Source organism: Vibrio sp. Isolate25 (assembly GCF_022398025.1).
Classification (GTDB): domain Bacteria; phylum Pseudomonadota; class Gammaproteobacteria; order Enterobacterales; family Vibrionaceae; genus Vibrio; species Vibrio coralliilyticus_A.
This window is the reverse complement of the sequence record NZ_JAKEUT010000014.1, coordinates 61,368-78,016: the sequence shown is the minus strand read 5'-3', so window position 1 is coordinate 78,016 and position 16,649 is coordinate 61,368. Positions and strand designations below refer to the sequence as shown.

The 16,649-nt window shown below is 46.3% G+C and carries 14 protein-coding genes; 4 read left to right on the top strand and 10 right to left on the bottom strand.

The features are described 5' to 3' along the window. Positions 1-509 precede the first annotated feature (509 nt). Genes hemG through L1D15_RS18700 form a run of 3 tightly spaced genes read right to left on the bottom strand, consistent with a single transcriptional unit; the run spans position 510 to position 3,173 of the window. The gene (gene hemG, locus L1D15_RS18710; protein ID WP_239876673.1) at positions 510-1,037 is read right to left on the bottom strand and encodes a menaquinone-dependent protoporphyrinogen IX dehydrogenase; all 528 of its coding nucleotides are present in this window, start codon (positions 1,035-1,037) and stop codon (positions 510-512) included. A gap of 9 nt (positions 1,038-1,046) precedes the next feature. Then, positions 1,047-2,504, bottom strand: a complete 1,458-nt coding sequence (locus L1D15_RS18705; RefSeq protein ID WP_239838779.1) for a TrkH family potassium uptake protein — start codon at positions 2,502-2,504, stop codon at positions 1,047-1,049. 45 nt (positions 2,505-2,549) lie between these two features. Then, positions 2,550-3,173 (bottom strand): YigZ family protein, encoded by a 624-nt coding sequence (locus L1D15_RS18700; protein WP_239876672.1) that lies wholly within the window; start codon positions 3,171-3,173, stop codon positions 2,550-2,552. A gap of 248 nt (positions 3,174-3,421) precedes the next feature. Here L1D15_RS18700 and fadB point away from each other — a divergent pair, with 248 nt between their 5' ends. Further along, a complete protein-coding gene (gene fadB, locus L1D15_RS18695) occupies positions 3,422-5,593 on the top strand; it encodes a fatty acid oxidation complex subunit alpha FadB (protein WP_239876671.1) in 2,172 nt (723 codons plus the stop codon). 12 nt (positions 5,594-5,605) lie between these two features. Next, positions 5,606-6,781 carry an acetyl-CoA C-acyltransferase FadA gene (fadA, locus tag L1D15_RS18690; protein WP_239870939.1) on the top strand — a complete coding sequence of 392 codons (1,176 nt, stop codon included), beginning with the start codon at positions 5,606-5,608 and terminating at the stop codon, positions 6,779-6,781. A 56-nt stretch (positions 6,782-6,837) separates the two neighbouring features. Here the strand turns inward: fadA and punR are convergent, their stop codons facing one another. Then, complete coding sequence (gene punR / locus L1D15_RS18685; protein WP_239876674.1) at positions 6,838-7,743, bottom strand: DNA-binding transcriptional activator PunR; 906 nt, start codon at positions 7,741-7,743, stop codon at positions 6,838-6,840. Positions 7,744-7,892: 149 nt separating this feature from the next. Here punR and punC point away from each other — a divergent pair, with 149 nt between their 5' ends. Continuing rightward, the gene (punC, locus tag L1D15_RS18680) at positions 7,893-9,092 is read left to right on the top strand and encodes a purine nucleoside transporter PunC (protein ID WP_239870936.1); all 1,200 of its coding nucleotides are present in this window, start codon (positions 7,893-7,895) and stop codon (positions 9,090-9,092) included. Between the two features lie 46 nt (positions 9,093-9,138). Here punC and L1D15_RS18675 read toward each other — a convergent pair whose 3' ends face one another. After that, positions 9,139-9,915, bottom strand: a complete 777-nt coding sequence (locus L1D15_RS18675; RefSeq protein WP_239870933.1) for a transporter substrate-binding domain-containing protein — start codon at positions 9,913-9,915, stop codon at positions 9,139-9,141. Positions 9,916-10,006: 91 nt separating this feature from the next. Between L1D15_RS18675 and L1D15_RS18670 the strand changes: the two genes are divergently transcribed. Beyond that, a complete protein-coding gene (locus tag L1D15_RS18670) occupies positions 10,007-10,747 on the top strand; it encodes an amino acid ABC transporter permease (protein ID WP_239876670.1) in 741 nt (246 codons plus the stop codon). A 46-nt stretch (positions 10,748-10,793) separates the two neighbouring features. Here L1D15_RS18670 and glmU read toward each other — a convergent pair whose 3' ends face one another. The 5 genes from glmU to atpA form a co-directional block, all read right to left on the bottom strand. Continuing rightward, a complete protein-coding gene (gene glmU / locus L1D15_RS18665) occupies positions 10,794-12,155 on the bottom strand; it encodes a bifunctional UDP-N-acetylglucosamine diphosphorylase/glucosamine-1-phosphate N-acetyltransferase GlmU (RefSeq protein WP_239876669.1) in 1,362 nt (453 codons plus the stop codon). Between the two features lie 153 nt (positions 12,156-12,308). Beyond that, positions 12,309-12,731: a F0F1 ATP synthase subunit epsilon gene (locus L1D15_RS18660; RefSeq protein ID WP_006957442.1), complete on the bottom strand. Its 423-nt coding sequence runs from the start codon at positions 12,729-12,731 to the stop codon at positions 12,309-12,311. An 18-nt stretch (positions 12,732-12,749) separates the two neighbouring features. Next, the gene (gene atpD, locus L1D15_RS18655; protein ID WP_239870925.1) at positions 12,750-14,153 is read right to left on the bottom strand and encodes a F0F1 ATP synthase subunit beta; all 1,404 of its coding nucleotides are present in this window, start codon (positions 14,151-14,153) and stop codon (positions 12,750-12,752) included. A 35-nt stretch (positions 14,154-14,188) separates the two neighbouring features. Beyond that, positions 14,189-15,055: a F0F1 ATP synthase subunit gamma gene (atpG, locus tag L1D15_RS18650; RefSeq protein WP_239870922.1), complete on the bottom strand. Its 867-nt coding sequence runs from the start codon at positions 15,053-15,055 to the stop codon at positions 14,189-14,191. A gap of 42 nt (positions 15,056-15,097) precedes the next feature. Further along, entirely contained in the window at positions 15,098-16,639 is a 1,542-nt protein-coding gene (gene atpA, locus L1D15_RS18645) for a F0F1 ATP synthase subunit alpha (protein ID WP_239876668.1), read from the bottom strand. Positions 16,640-16,649: the final 10 nt, after the last annotated feature.

The window sequence follows — 16,649 nt, the reverse complement described above, 5'->3', positions numbered from 1 at the left end:
GCCGCCAGCGTTCAATCTGAGCCATGATCAAACTCTTCAATTTAAGATTTTGTCGGCTCAATGAATACTGAACATTACATAAAGTAATGTTTGAATTGACTGTGCTGAATCCGAAGATTCAATGGTCACTTCGTTTCATTGAAACCTAATTTGAAACCCCTCTTTATTCAGAGAAATTTCTAATTGGATTATCATCAACGAGTGCCCACACAGATTGATAGGTTTATATTGTTAAAGAGCTTTCGTTTTAAGTCTTACTCAAAACGGACGGCCATTTTAGCGAGATAAAGTTTAGTGTCAACCACTTTTTTCAAACTTTATTCAAGCGTTTCCACTTGGCTAATTGACCTTGCTAACTGGCCTAACATTTCTGTTGAAGCGTTGCCGTGTCAGCGAGGGGGCATTATAGAGATAGAGATTATCTTGGCAACTCTTTTTCTCGATTTTTCTGTGTTTTTTTACCTTTCGGTGAAACCTTAACCTCTAATGACCAAATTTCACCTTTATATTCACAAATTACTAAACTTTTGAGCAAATAATGTAACTTTTTCCCAGTTGGTGTATTCAACTTCCTTGCTGGTATTCGTCTCTCCTCCAGTCATATTCATAATGAACTTAATCATCATTTTATCGAACCAGTTATAACGAGGGTAATAGAGCGCACCGGCAAACACACCAATTAACTCCGGCTTCCAAGGAGACTTGATCAAGAATTTGCGAATATATGCGCTACCTTCAGGAGTATCTTTCCCTTGGTCTTCCTTCCTCGCAGTCAAATTAACGCAAAAGAAAGCAACCTTACTCGACTCTAACTCTTGCCTATATTGCTCTATAAACTGATAAAGCCGCTTATTTAAATGACCATATCGGATTGATGCGCCAATCAAAACCTTGTCATACAATTCAAAATTAATGTTTTCAGCACTGTGTAAATCCAGCGTTTCCACATCAAATTGTGAAAGCTCTTGCTCTATATAACGAAGGATCTTTTTGGTTTGCCCTTCACGGGAAGAATAAAGAAATAGTGCTTTGGTCACATAAGCTCCTTAACTGCGCCAAAATGTTGGAGTGAGTAGAATCAGTAAAGTGAATATCTCAAGACGCCCAAACAGCATAGAGACAATTAATACCCATTTGGCTTTATCGTTAACATCACCGAAATGCAATGCCACTTCTCCTAAACCTGGGCCAAGGTTATTGAGCGTAGCTGCCACTGCAGAAAAGGCACTTAACTCATCCATACCTGTCGCGATTAATCCCAGCATGCATACCACAAACACCAAAGCGTAAGCAGAAAAGAACCCCCATACAGCATCGACTACACGTTGAGAGAGTGCAGTTCCACCTACTTTGATCGTGTAGACCGCTCTTGGATGTACCAAACGTTTTAGCTCGCGCGCACCTTGCAAAGTGAGTAATAAAATACGAATAACTTTCATCCCTCCCCCCGTTGAACCGGCACAGCCTCCGATAAAGGAAGAAAATAGCAAAAGTACGGGTAAGAAAAGCGGCCACTCGGAGAACCCTGTGGTCGTAAAGCCAGCCGTAGTAGAAATTGAAACGGTCTGAAATAACGCCTGATCAAAAGCATCATAGACAGAGTTATAAGAGTGATGATTAAGCAGAATCAGAAAGCACACTACAAATAACAGTGCCTGAATGAAGATAAAAGCTCGGAACTCCGGATCTTTCCAATAGTATTTAGGATGAACACCACCGGATGCAAACGCAGCAAAGTGCAAAGAATAGTTACACGCAGAAATGAGTAAGAACACCACGGTAATCATGTTAATCGCGTAGCTATCAAAGTAGCCCATGCTGGCGTCATGCGTTGAAAAACCACCAATTGCGATAGTGGAAAAACTATGACCTATCGCGTCAAACGGAGTCATGCCCGCTAACCAGAATGCCAAGGCACACGCAATCGTTAAGCTCAAATAGATGTACCACAGCGCTTTTGCGGTTTCAGCAATCCTAGGCGTCATCTTACTGTCTTTGACTGGACCTGGAATCTCCGCGCGGTACAACTGCATGCCACCAATACCTAGTACAGGCAGAATTGCCACAGCAAGTACGATGATCCCCATTCCACCGAACCACTGTAGAAACTGACGATAAAACAATAGTGCCTTGGGAAGCTCATCAAGACCAACAATCACCGTTGCTCCTGTAGTCGTCAGCGCAGAAAAAGATTCAAAAAAAGCGTCAGTCACTGACACATTAGGATTATCAGAAAGCAAGAAAGGAATCGAACCCGCACTACCAATAACCGTCCAAAACAATACAACAATCAAAAAACCGTCTCTGGCTTTGAGTTCATGTTTATGACGGCGATTTGGCCACCAGCAGATAGCGCCACAGATGAGCAGAACAAAGAAAGTCGTAACAAAAGGCACACCAGCACCGTCACGATAAATCAACGCGACCAGCGCAGGCGCTAGCATTGAGACACTAAAAAGAGCGAGCAATAGCCCGACAATACGAATTATTGAACGAAACTGCATGAACTGATGATTACTGAAGCTGAGCTTCCGACTTCCTGATTATCTTTATTTTCCGTCTAAAGAGGTAACCAAAGCCTTGGCTCCACTTTTGTTGATTATGGTTTGGGTAAAGTCACTTACATAGCGAAGTTCAATTTCCACGACCATCTTTACTTGTTCACTATAGTCAGTCTCCACTTCTTGCGCGCTAAATTGCGGCAGTAAAGCCTGAACAATAGTAATAAAGCCATAGTCTAACTCCACTAATAGCTTTGTGGTTATTTTTTTCTCAATTGTTTGAAGCAACTTGAGTGCCTGCTGAACACCACCACCATACGCTTTGACTAAGCCACCAGTACCAAGTTTTATTCCACCAGAGTATCGAGTCACTACAGCCGAAATCTCACCCACTCCGGAACCTGATAGTTGAGCTAAGATGGGTTTGCCTGCCGTGCCAGAAGGTTCACCATCATCACTAAACCCCCATTTCATTGAATCTTCAGGTCGACCTGCGACAAACCCCCAGCAGTTGTGTCTGGCACCTGAATGTTGTGCTTTAACCTGCTCAACAAACGCCTTGGCAGCTTCGACAGATGGAGTATGCGCTAGCTGGGTAATAAAGACACTTTTCTTAATTTCTTCTTCGAATAGAGCAAGTTGAGCGGGGATAAGATAGGGCAGTTCGTTCATGGCATTACGTCACTTTTCATTATCTGACCAGTCTACCATGAAACCCAATTAGCGCGCTTAAAAGATCAGCGGCAGTGCACAATGTTAAACACTTGTTTAAAAAATGTATTGAATTTAATTTTAGCTGAGTCCAAACTAAAACCACTGGTCTAACCAGAATAAAAATAAAGCGACATTTCTATATGCCGACCACAAGACTGAGGTCGGTGTACGCGCAATCCCAAGATTGTATGTCATGGAGATAGATAATGATTTACCAAGCCGAAACCCTACAGGTAAAGGAATTACACGACGGTATCGCTGAGCTCAGTTTCTGCTCACCCAATTCTGTCAACAAGCTCGACCTCGCCACTCTTGAATCACTCGATAAAGCACTCGATGCTCTGAATGCCCATCAAGGCCTCAAGGGTCTGCTGCTGACATCAGATAAAGACGCTTTTATCGTTGGCGCAGATATCACTGAGTTTTTAAGCCTGTTTGCCAAAGAAGAAGCCGAACTCGATAAGTGGCTGCAGTTTGCTAACAGCATCTTCAATAAACTTGAAGACTTGCCTGTCCCCACACTTTCCGTGCTGAAAGGCCATACTCTTGGCGGTGGATGTGAGTGCGTACTTGCTACCGACATGCGCATTGGTGACAAAACCACCAGTATTGGCTTACCAGAAACTAAACTCGGAATCATGCCTGGCTTTGGCGGCTGTGTACGCCTGCCCCGCGTCATTGGTGCTGACAGTGCAATGGAAATCATCACGCAAGGTAAAGCTTGCCGCGCAGATGAAGCACTGAAAATTGGCTTACTTGATGCTGTGGTTGACAGTGAGTCATTGTATGAATCTGCGCTAGCAACGCTCACACAAGCGATTAATGAGAAGCTTGATTGGCAGCAGCGCCGTAAACAAAAAACCTCTGCACTTACACTGAGTAAGTTAGAAGCGATGATGAGCTTCACGATGGCGAAAGGCCTAGTGGCACAAAAAGCAGGCCCACATTACCCTGCGCCAATGAAAGCGGTCATCGCCATCGAGGAAGGTTCACGCTTTGCACGTAACGAAGCCCTAGATATTGAACGTAAGTACTTCATCAAACTGGCTAAGTCCGAAGAAGCGAAAGCATTGGTTGGCCTTTTCCTTAACGACCAGTACATCAAGGGTATTGCCAAGAAAGCGGCAAAACATGCCAACAAACAGACTGCACGCGCAGCCGTGCTCGGCGCGGGCATTATGGGTGGCGGTATTGCTTACCAGTCTGCTCTGAAAGGCGTGCCGGTCATGATGAAAGACATCGCTCAGGCATCTTTGGATCTCGGTATGACAGAAGCATCCAAGCTGCTTAATAAGCGCTTGTCACGCGGCCGTATCGATGGATTTAAGATGGCAGGTATTCTGGCATCAATTACTCCTAGCCTGCATTACGCGGGGATTGAAAATTCGGATGTGATTGTTGAAGCCGTGGTAGAAAACCCGAAAGTAAAAGCCGCGGTATTGAGTGAAGTAGAACAGCAGGTCAGCGAAGATACTGTTATCACTTCCAATACTTCAACGATCCCAATTAACTTGTTGGCCAAGTCACTGCAGCGCCCAGAAAATTTCTGTGGTATGCACTTCTTCAACCCTGTACATCGTATGCCTCTCGTTGAGATCATCCGAGGTGAGCACACCTCCGATGAAACCATCAATCGCGTTGTTGCTTACGCCGCTAAGATGGGTAAATCACCCATCGTGGTTAATGACTGCCCAGGCTTCTTCGTTAACCGCGTACTCTTCCCGTACTTTGGCGGTTTCAGCATGCTACTTCGTGATGGCGCGGACTTTACTAAAGTCGACAAAATCATGGAGCGCCAGTTTGGTTGGCCAATGGGCCCAGCTTACCTTCTAGATGTAGTGGGTATTGATACTGCTCACCATGCCCAAGCGGTGATGGCACAAGGCTTCCCTGAACGCATGGGTAAGTCAGATCGCGATGCGATTGATGCTCTGTTCGACGCCAATAAATACGGACAGAAGAATGGCAGCGGTTTCTACAGCTACAGCGTAGATAAGCGCGGTAAACCGAAGAAAGCCTTCACCGACGAAATTCTACCTATCCTGTCGGAAGTCTGTAGCCAAACTCAAGAGTTCGATGACCAAACCATCATTCAACGTATGATGATTCCTATGATCAACGAAGTAGTACTTTGCCTACAAGAAAACATTATTGCCTCTCCACAAGAAGCCGATATGGCATTAGTGTACGGCTTAGGCTTCCCTCCATTCCGCGGCGGGGTGTTCCGTTACTTAGATAGTGTGGGCATCGCTGAATATATCGCGATGGCAGAACAGTACCAAACGCTCGGTGCTATGTATCAGGTTCCACAAATGCTGATTGATATGGCTGCTAAAGGTGAAACCTTCTACGGCACTCAGCAACAAGGTTCTATCTAAGGAGATTCCCACATGGCTTTACAAACAAGAAACGTCGTTATCGTAGATTGTCTACGTACACCTATGGGTCGCTCTAAAGGTGGTGCATTCCGACATACTCGTGCTGAGGACCTATCAGCACACTTAATGAAAGGCATCCTAGCGCGTAACCCTCAGGTTAATCCAAGTGAGATTGAAGATATTTACTGGGGCTGTGTTCAGCAAACCCTAGAGCAAGGCTTCAACGTAGCACGTAATGCTGCCCTACTGGCAGGCCTGCCGATTGAAATTGGCGCGGTGACGGTTAACCGTTTATGTGGTTCCTCGATGCAGGCGCTACATGACGGTACTCGCGCTATCATGACAGGTGACGCTGAGATCTGTCTAATTGGTGGTGTTGAGCACATGGGCCACGTACCAATGAACCATGGGGTAGATTTCCACCCAGGCATGTCTAAACATGTCGCCAAAGCAGCAGGCATGATGGGTCTGACAGCCGAAATGCTGGGTAAGCTGCACGGCATCAGCCGTGAGCAGCAAGACGAATTTGCCGCACGCTCTCATGCTCGCGCTCACGCTGCTACGTTGGAAGGTCGCTTTAAGAATGAAATCTTACCGACTGAAGGTCATGCAGCGGACGGTACCTTATTCACTCTTGACCATGACGAAGTCATTCGTCCAGAGACTTCTGTAGAAGGCCTGTCTCAGTTACGTCCAGTATTTGACCCTGCAAATGGTACAGTCACAGCAGGTACGTCATCGGCGCTTTCAGACGGCGCGTCTGCAATGCTGATCATGAGTGAAGACAAAGCAAACGAACTCGGTTTAACCATTCGTGCCCGTATCAAAGGTATGGCGATTGCGGGCTGTGATCCTTCTATCATGGGCTATGGCCCAGTACCTGCGACGCAAAAAGCACTAAAACGTGCTGGCCTGTCCATTGAAGATATGGATGTGATTGAGCTTAATGAAGCTTTTGCTGCACAATCTCTACCGTGTGCAAAAGACTTAGGCTTGTTGGAAGTGATGGACGAGAAGGTTAACCTGAATGGCGGTGCAATTGCACTAGGCCATCCGCTAGGCTGTTCTGGCTCACGCATCTCAACCACACTGATCAATCTAATGGAATCGAAAGACGCAAAATACGGTCTCGCGACTATGTGTATTGGTTTAGGTCAAGGTATTGCAACGGTATTCGAACGTCCGTAAAGTGCCGTTCGTAAGAAAAGCAAAGCGCCAGTAAGAACTGGCGCTTTTTGATCCCCTCATCTTGCTTGCAACCAGTCTTGATATAACTGCTCACTGGATCCTAGGTAGTCGACCATCCATTGAATCATCTTATGATTTTCATCTTTGCGCCACACTAAGCAGCAATGGCTCAAAGGTTTCTCTTCAGGAAGAATTTTTTCCACCAGCAACCCTTCAGCAATCAAAGGGCGCGCAATATGCCGAGGCATATAACCCACCCCCACACCGTTTTTTAGGCACTCTATCGCACTGTACCAGTTGGGTAGCAACAATCTGCGCTGCTTGGGATAATGCACTGTGTGTCTCTTGGGTAATAAATTGGAAGTATCATCTAAGCAGATTGCAGGATACTGACTGACGTACTCTTCACTTAATGCCTGCTGTTTCACACACGGATGGCTGGGAGACATGACAAACGCCCAATCTAAAATACCCATTTCACGAACTTCAAAATCTCCTCCAACGGGAATCGCTGCTGTCGCACCGATAACGATATCAGCGCGACCTTGTGAAATCGCTTCCCAAGAACCATTAAACACTTCCATATTGATTTGTAATTCAGCGTAAGGAAAAGTCCGATAGAAATCTTCAATGAGAGGTTTGAGTCGCTCAAGCTTCACCACATTATCCAACGTGATCTTGAGCGTTTTCTGCCAACCATGGGCGGCGCGTCTCGTTTGCGCTTTCACTTCTTCCATCTGACGTAACATAGCTCTGGCTTGCTCCAAAAACAGTTCTCCAGCCGCTGTCAGTTCTACTTTTCTTGGAAGACGACGAAATAACACCACATCCAGCTCTTGCTCTATTTGACGAATACTATAACTAATCGCAGACGGCACCTTATGCAGATCTTCCGCTGCCGCAGTGAAACTGCCCAACCGAGCAACAGTGTCCACCAGCTCTAACGATGTTTGCGAAAACACACCCACAACAATACCTTTCAAAAAATTTGATTAATAACTGTAAATTTTAGCGTTTCAATTTCATGAATATGAAAAATAGAATAGCAAAGTTAATAAAAAGGTTGGCGCCAACTTATAACAATCCGTGAATTTTTTTGAATGGAAAGATGATGAAAATCTCTAAATTACAACTTTTTTATTTAGCCTCGTTATCAATGCTAGGTTTTATTGCCACAGATATGTACTTACCTGCTTTCAAGGTCATGGAAAATGACTTCGCCACAGGTCCAGAACAAATCGCATTATCGCTGACCGTCTTTTTAGTCGGTATGGCAATGGGTCAGCTACTCTGGGGGCTGGCCTCTGATAAATTTGGCCACCGTAATACTCTTGCCGTAGGTTTAGGTTTATTTACTTTGGCATCTTTTGGTCTCGCCTTCAGCGATCAAGTCTGGCAATTACTGACACTTCGCTTCGTTCAGGCCATCGGCGTCTGCGCTCCCGCTGTGATTTGGCAAGCCATGGTTATCAAGCGTTATTCCAGCAGCAGCCAACAAATCTTTGCCACCATCATGCCCTTAGTCGCACTCTCTCCCGCGTTAGCCCCCCAACTGGGTGTTGTACTGGCAGATAACTTTGGTTGGCACAGTATTTTTGTCACTCTGACCTTAATGGGGCTATTTTTGGCAGTGACAACAATGGCACAAAGCCAGGAGAAGGCACCAGCCAAACAAACAAGCATAGGTTCAGACATCAAAGCGCTAGTAGGCTCAAAGACTTATTTGGGCAACGTCATGATGTTTGCTACCGCATCAGCGGCCTTCTTTGCTTACTTAACTGGGATGCCAGAAATCATGGCTCAGCTTGGTTACGAAGCCAAAGATATCGGTCTAAGTTTTATTCCACAGACGATCGCCTTTATGGCTGGTGGTTACCTAGGGAAAAAAGGGGTCACCAAATTTGGTGACGAAAAAGTACTGCGCCAGTTGATTGGTTTATTCAGTGTCGCTTCACTACTGGTGTTTATCGCCTCACAATGGCAGCTAACGTCTATCTGGCCGATTCTTGCACCCTTCTGTTTAATTGCGGTTGCGAACGGTGCACTTTACCCGATTGTCGTCAACCGCGCATTGGCCAGCGCTAAGCAGAGCCCAGCCACTGCAGCAGGACTGCAAAACAGTTTGCAGATCTGCATCAGCAGTCTCGCCAGTGCATTAGTCGCGGCGATGGCTAGCCAAGCTCAAGTCATTACAGGTGTCACTATTCTGATCTGTATGGGTGGGTTGTGGATAGGATTTGTTGTCTCTAATCGTCAATTGTCTGAGCACTTTACAACTCCAGATAATTCACGAGTGGTAAGTGACGAATAAACGATAAAAAGAGCCGCACAATGCGGCTCTTTCCTATTCAAAGCACTTACATGCTTGTAAGTCCCCATTTTTCAGCGGTTTTCTTAAAGAAGCCCTGAGTTTTTTTCAGCTCCACCCAATGGTTAATGTAATTAATCCATACCTGATCATCCTGAGGCAGCAACATCGCAATCGGTGTCGGTTTACGTGGCTGTTTTACAGGGACAATCGCAAGCTGTTTAAATTTCTCCACCAGTGTTGCAGCTTCAACATTGGAGGTGACTGAAACATCTGCACGACGAGCCAATAACTCTTGGAAATCGCGAGCGGGCGCTTCAATGACGATGTGCTTCGCGGAAGGGAAAAACTCTTTGACCATCTTTTCTTGGACCGTACCTAACGTTGCGGCCACTTTCACATCCTCTTTATTGAAATCGCTCCAATCCGAGAATTTTTGCAGATCTTTTTTCTGTACGACGGGTACAAACGCCAAGTAGAAATAAGGTTGACTATAACCTGCCACTTTCGCACGTGACATATTCAATGATGCACTGCCCGTAATGTCATACTTGTTTGCTGTAATACCATTGACCAAGGTTTTCCAGTCTGTCGCCACGTATTCTATTTTCACACCTAAGTCTTTAGCCAGTTCAGTGGTAACATCAATGTCAAAACCACGATAGCTGTTCGTTGCTGGGTCTTTCATCGTCATCGGATTCCAGTCCCCAGTCGTCCCTACTCGTAATACTCCGCTGTCGAGAATATCATCAAGTCGGCTAGTGTCAGCCGCCGATTGCCCAATCGATAAAATACACAGTCCGAGTGCGAGGATGAACTTGTTCATTTAATCTTCCTTAAAGTTATTACGCTCTGTGATTGTTCACTGCTAACATAGCAGCAACAAAGCTATTTTTTTAGACAATACAGGATGTAATGTGACCTATCGTTATTTCTGGCTGGCAACACTTCTGCTCCTTACTGGTTGTAGTGACTACCAATGGGGCTGGTATGTGCTCGATCCTGCGACAGAGCAAGGCCAAACCAATCTGAAGTTTCTCAGTGCAGGGTTTTACGACACGATCACGATTTCTTTATTGAGCATGGCTCTCGCCATGTTAATTGGCTTGATGGTTGCTCTGCCCTCATTATCGAGCTCAACATGGCTAAATGGCTTTAACCGGGTTTATGTTGAAGTGATTCGCTCAATTCCTGTGCTTGTTCTGCTGCTGTGGGTCTACTACGGCCTACCAACACTATTGGACATCTCCCTCGATCACTTCTGGGCAGGTGTCATCGCTCTTACCATTGCCGAAAGTGCTTTTATGGCGGAAGTGTTCCGTGGCGGTATTCAGTCCATTGCCAAAGGACAGCATGAAGCAGCTGAGTCACTTGGCCTGAACTATTGGCAAAAGATGCGCTTAGTGATCCTTCCACAAGCATTTAGGCAAATCCTACCACCACTCGGCAACCAATTTGTCTATATCCTAAAAATGAGTTCACTGGTCAGTGTGATTGGCTTGAGTGACTTAACAAGGCGGGCTAATGAGTTGGTAGTTAATGAGTACTTACCACTCGAGATCTATACCTTCTTGGTGCTGGAATATCTGGTATTGATTCTACTGGTATCACAAGCTGTCCGGTGGTTGGAGCAACGAATAGCGATCCCAAGCAACTGAATACAAAAACGCCGCCCTAAGGCGGCGATCCTTTAATTACTTTGGACTACTTCTTCTTGACGGGACGCTGCCAGCCTGTGATTTTGCGCTCTTTCACGCGGGTAATCACTAACTCTCCTTCAGCGACATCTTTGGTTAATGTGGTTCCCGCTCCAACTGTCGCACCGTCAGCGATGCTTACTGGCGCTACTAGTTGGCTGTCAGAACCAACAAATACATCATTACCGATAACCGTCTTAAATTTATTTGCGCCATCATAGTTACAGGTGATCGTGCCTGCGCCGATGTTTGTGCGTTGACCAATTTCCGCATCACCTAAATAGGTCAGGTGATTCGCTTTAGAGCCCTCGCCAATACGCGTATTCTTCACTTCAACGAAGTTGCCTACGTGAGAGTCATTACGCATCTCAGCCCCCGGGCGTAAGCGAGTGAACGGGCCAACCGTACAGTCTTCACCCACCGTTGCACCTTCAATCACGCTGTAAGGACGAATGACGGAATTATCATCAATTTCACAGTCTTTTAGCACGCTACCTGTGCCAATGATCACATTATCACCTAAGGTGACTTTGCCTTCAATGATCACGTTGGTATCGATCTCACAATCCATTCCGCATTGCAGTTCACCACGTAGATCAAAACGAGCAGGATCACGTAGCATAACGCCTTGCTCTAACAGCTTTTGTGCTTGCATTGATTGGAAAGCACGCTCTAAGCGAGCGAGTTGAGCACGGTCGTTAACGCCTTCCACTTCAATCGGATTTACTGGATGCACAGCTTCTACAGCACGACCTTCGTCGTGAGCCGCAGCAATGACATCCGTCAGATAATACTCACCTTGGGCATTATTGTTATTTAGACCAGATAGCCAACGTTTCAGATCACCACCTATCGCGACCATTACACCAGTATTGATCTCTTTAATCAGCTTCTGCTCTTCAGTCGCGTCTTTCTGTTCGACGATAGCTACTACAGGGCCATTCTTACGTACGATACGTCCATATCCCATAGGGTTATCCAGTACGACCGTCAGCAGCGCGATACCACCTGTAGGCTGCGCATCCAATAGGCTTTCGATTGTCTCTTCTGAGATCAGTGGTACATCACCATAGAGCACTAAGATCTTTTCATCATCCTCAAATTGACAAGAGGCTTGATCCACAGCATGACCTGTACCTAATTGATCCGCCTGCAGCACCCAGTTGACTGACTCTTCCGCCAACTCTTTCTGCATCTGGTCGCCACCATGGCCGTACACCAAATGAATATTTTGCGCACCTAAACTGGCACATGTATCAATCACATGCTTTGCCATAGGTTTGCCCGCCAAGGTATGCAGTACTTTGGGCTTGTTCGAGTACATGCGAGTCCCTTTACCCGCTGCGAGGATCACCGCGCTAAATTTCATTCAGTAACCTTTAAATGTGCTGTTTTTAAACTGAGGGGTATTCTAGACACTTATCCAAGATTAGTTAATTGCTCTGGAAAAATTTCTATTAAAAATTAAGCAAAAAGGCGGTCATAAGACCGCCTTTATCATTTTTAAAACACCGTAATAGGATTAACGGCGTTTCTTTGTCAGCTCGATAACACGTAGCTGAGCAATGGCTTTCGCCAGCTCACTGGCCGCTTGAGCGAAGTCCATATCGCCGTGCTGATTCTGGATACTCTCCTCAGCGCGACGCTTGGCTTCTTCTGCCTTCGCTGCGTCTAGCTCTTCACCACGGATAGCAGTATCAGCCAGTACAGTCGCTGTACCTGGCTGAACTTCCACCATACCACCAGAAACATAAATGATTTCTTCGTGGCCGTGCTGTTTCACAATACGCACCATACCAGGCTTGATAGCGGTCAGTAACGGAGTGTGGCCGTGGAAAATACCCAGCTCACCTTCGCTACCGGTCACCTGAAACGTTTCAACGCGACCAGAGAAGATTTTCTTCTCAGCGCTTACTACGTCTAGGTGAAAGGTTATTGGTGCCATATCGCCTCCTAGTTAGCCTTATAGCTTCTTCGCATTCTCGATAGCATCGTCAATTGCACCACAGTACATGAACGCTTGCTCTGGAATGTCGTCGTAATCACCAGCTAGTAGACCTTTGAAGCCACGTAGAGTCTCTTTAAGAGGTACGTAGATGCCTGGGTCACCAGTGAATACTTCCGCTACGTGGTAAGGCTGAGTTAGGAAACGCTCAATCTTACGTGCACGAGATACAACTTGCTTATCTTCTTCAGATAGCTCGTCCATACCTAGGATCGCGATGATGTCTTTCAGCTCTTTGTAACGCTGTAGAGTAGACTGAACGCCACGCGCAATGTCGTAGTGCTCCTGACCTACCACTAGCGGGTCTAGCTGACGAGACGTTGAATCCAGTGGGTCGATCGCTGGGTATAGACCCATCGCTGCGATGTTACGGTTAAGTACAACCGTTGCATCTAAATGCGCGAACGTGGTTGCTGGAGAAGGGTCAGTCAAGTCATCCGCTGGTACATATACCGCCTGTACAGACGTGATAGAACCTTGCTTAGTTGACGTGATACGCTCCTGTAGTACACCCATCTCTTCTGCCAGTGTAGGCTGGTAACCTACTGCAGAAGGCATACGACCAAGCAGTGCTGATACTTCCGTACCTGCTAGCGTGTAACGGTAGATGTTATCAACGAACAGTAGAACGTCACGACCTTCATCACGGAAACGCTCAGCCATTGTTAGACCAGTTAGTGCAACACGTAGACGGTTACCTGGTGGCTCGTTCATCTGACCGTAAACCATTGCTACTTTTGATTCTTCAGGCTTCTCAACGTTTACAACGCCCGCTTCCTGCATCTCAAAGTAGAAGTCGTTACCTTCACGAGTACGCTCACCAACACCAGCGAATACTGACAGACCTGAGTGCTGTAGCGCGATGTTGTTGATAAGTTCCATCATGTTAACGGTCTTACCTACACCTGCACCACCGAATAGACCGATTTTACCACCCTTAGCGAATGGACAAACTAGGTCGATTACTTTAACACCAGTCTCTAGTAGAGCGGTTTCGTTTGATTGCTCTTCGTAGCTTGGTGCTTCACGGTGAATAGAGTAAGACTCTTCTGCACCGATTTCACCACGCTCGTCAATTGCGTCACCTAGAACGTTCATGATACGACCTAGGGTCTTAGTACCTACTGGTACTGAAATTGGAGCGCCAGTATTTACCACTTCCACTCCACGACGTAAACCATCAGAGCTACCCATTACGATACAACGAACTACGCCACCGCCTAGCTGTTGTTGAACTTCAAGAACTAGACGCTCTTTTGAGTCCGTTACGTTTAGAGCGTCATATACACTAGGTACTTCGCTCTGTGGGAACTCTACGTCGACTACCGCACCGATGATCTGTACGATCTTACCTGTAGCCATCGTTAATCCTCTAAACTATTTCGTTTTACCTAAGCTTAAACCGCTGCAGCACCACCAACGATTTCCGATAGTTCTTGTGTAATCGCAGCCTGACGGGCTTTGTTATACACAAGCTCTAGATCTTCAATCAAGTTGGTCGCATTATCAGTTGCAGCTTTCATCGCAATCATTCGAGCCGCTTGCTCACAAGCAAGGTTCTCAACCACACCTTGGTAGACCTGAGACTCTACGTAGCGCACTAACAGTGCATCAAGCAGAGGTTGTGGCTCAGGTTCATAGATGTAGTCCCATGAATGCTCACGCTGCATCTCTTCGCTGTCCGATTTAGGCAAAGGTAGCAATTGATCGATCGTTGGTTGCTGAACCATAGTGTTAACAAACTTGTTGAACACTACATACAGACGGTCCAGTTCACCTTCATCGTATTTCTTCAGCATTACGCTTACAGAACCGATTAGGTCTTCAAGGCTAGGGCTATCGCCCAGACCAGAAACCTGCGCAGCGACTTTAGCGCCACTGTTGTTGAAAAAGGCTGTTGCTTTCGAACCGACGACTGCCAGTTCAACCTCAGCACCTTTCTCTTTCCAAGCTTGCATGTCTGTTACAGCTTTCTTGAACACGTTAATGTTCAAGCCGCCACACAAGCCGCGGTCTGTAGAAACGATGATGTAACCAACTCGCTTCGCTTCACGCTCTTCTAGGTACGGATGACGGTACTCTAAATTTGCGTTTGCCACGTGACCGATCACTTTACGCATTGTTTCAGCGTATGGACGAGAAGCTTCCATTGCATCTTGAGAACGACGCATTTTTGAAGCTGCTACCATTTCCATCGCTTTCGTAATTTTCTGAGTGCTTTTCACACTACCGATTTTATTACGTATCTCTTTTGCGCCGGCCATCGTTACTCTCCATTAGTTGGTGGCATTACTGCCACCGACCTATTACCAAGTTTGGGTTGCCACGAAATCATCAACCAGCTTCTTAAGCTGAGCTTCGATTTCATCGTTGTACGCACCCGTCTTGTCGATCTCAGACGCTAGTTCAGCGTATTGACCGCGAGCATACGATAGTAGAGCCGCTTCGAAATCTAGCAGTTTGCTTAGTTCAACATCTGCTAAATAGCCGCGCTCTGCCGCGAAGATCACTAGTGCTTGGTCAAAAACAGACATTGGAGCGTACTGCTTCTGCTTCATTAGTTCTGTTACTTTCTGACCATGGTCTAGCTGTTTCTTCGTTGCTTCATCAAGATCAGACGAGAACTGAGCAAATGCTGCAAGTTCACGGTACTGAGCAAGAGCAGTACGAATACCGCCAGAGAGCTTCTTGATGATTTTCGTCTGAGCTGAACCACCTACACGTGATACCGAGATACCTGGGTCAACCGCTGGACGAACACCTGCGTTGAATAGCTCAGTTTGTAGGAAGATCTGACCATCGGTAATCGAGATTACGTTAGTCGGTACGAATGCTGAAACGTCACCAGCTTGAGTTTCGATGATAGGAAGAGCAGTCAAAGAGCCCGTCTTACCTTTCACTTCACCATTAGTGAACTTCTCTACGTATTCTGCATTTACACGAGCAGCACGCTCTAGTAGACGCGAGTGAAGGTAGAAAACATCACCAGGGAACGCCTCACGGCCAGGTGGACGTTTTAGTAGTAGAGAGATCTGACGGTAAGCTACTGCCTGTTTAGATAGATCATCATAAACAATCAGTGCGTCTTCGCCGCGATCACGGAAGTATTCACCCATCGCACAACCTGCGTATGGCGCTAAGTATTGTAGCGCTGCAGATTCAGAAGCTGATGCAACAACAACAATAGTGTTAGCTAGCGCGCCATGTTCTTCCAGTTTGCGTACTACGTTAGCAATAGTCGATGCTTTCTGACCGATAGCTACGTAGATAGAGAAAATACCAGAGTTTTTCTGGTTAATGATTGCATCGATCGCCATCGCTGTTTTACCAGTCTGGCGGTCACCGATCACAAGCTCACGCTGACCACGACCGATTGGGATCATAGAGTCAACAGATTTGTAACCAGTTTGCACAGGCTGATCAACCGACTGACGGTCGATTACACCCGGTGCAATCACTTCTACAGGTGAAGTCAGTTTGGCTTCAATAGGACCTTTACCATCAATAGGCTCACCTAGCGTGTTTACTACGCGACCTAGTAGTTCTGGACCAACTGGTACTTCAAGAATACGACCAGTACCTGTAACTTTCATGCCTTCCTTAAGGTCAGCATATGGGCCCATTACAACTGCACCAACCGAGTCACGCTCAAGGTTAAGTGCTAGTGCATAACGGCCACCCGGTAATTCAATCATTTCACCTTGCATCACGTCCGCTAGGCCGTGGATGCGGATGATACCATCGCTTACCGATACGATAGTACCCTCATTGCGAGCTTCACTAACAACTTCGAAAGATTCGATACGCTGTTTGATTAGATCGCTGATTTCCGTGGAATTAAGTTGCATGCTCCAATCC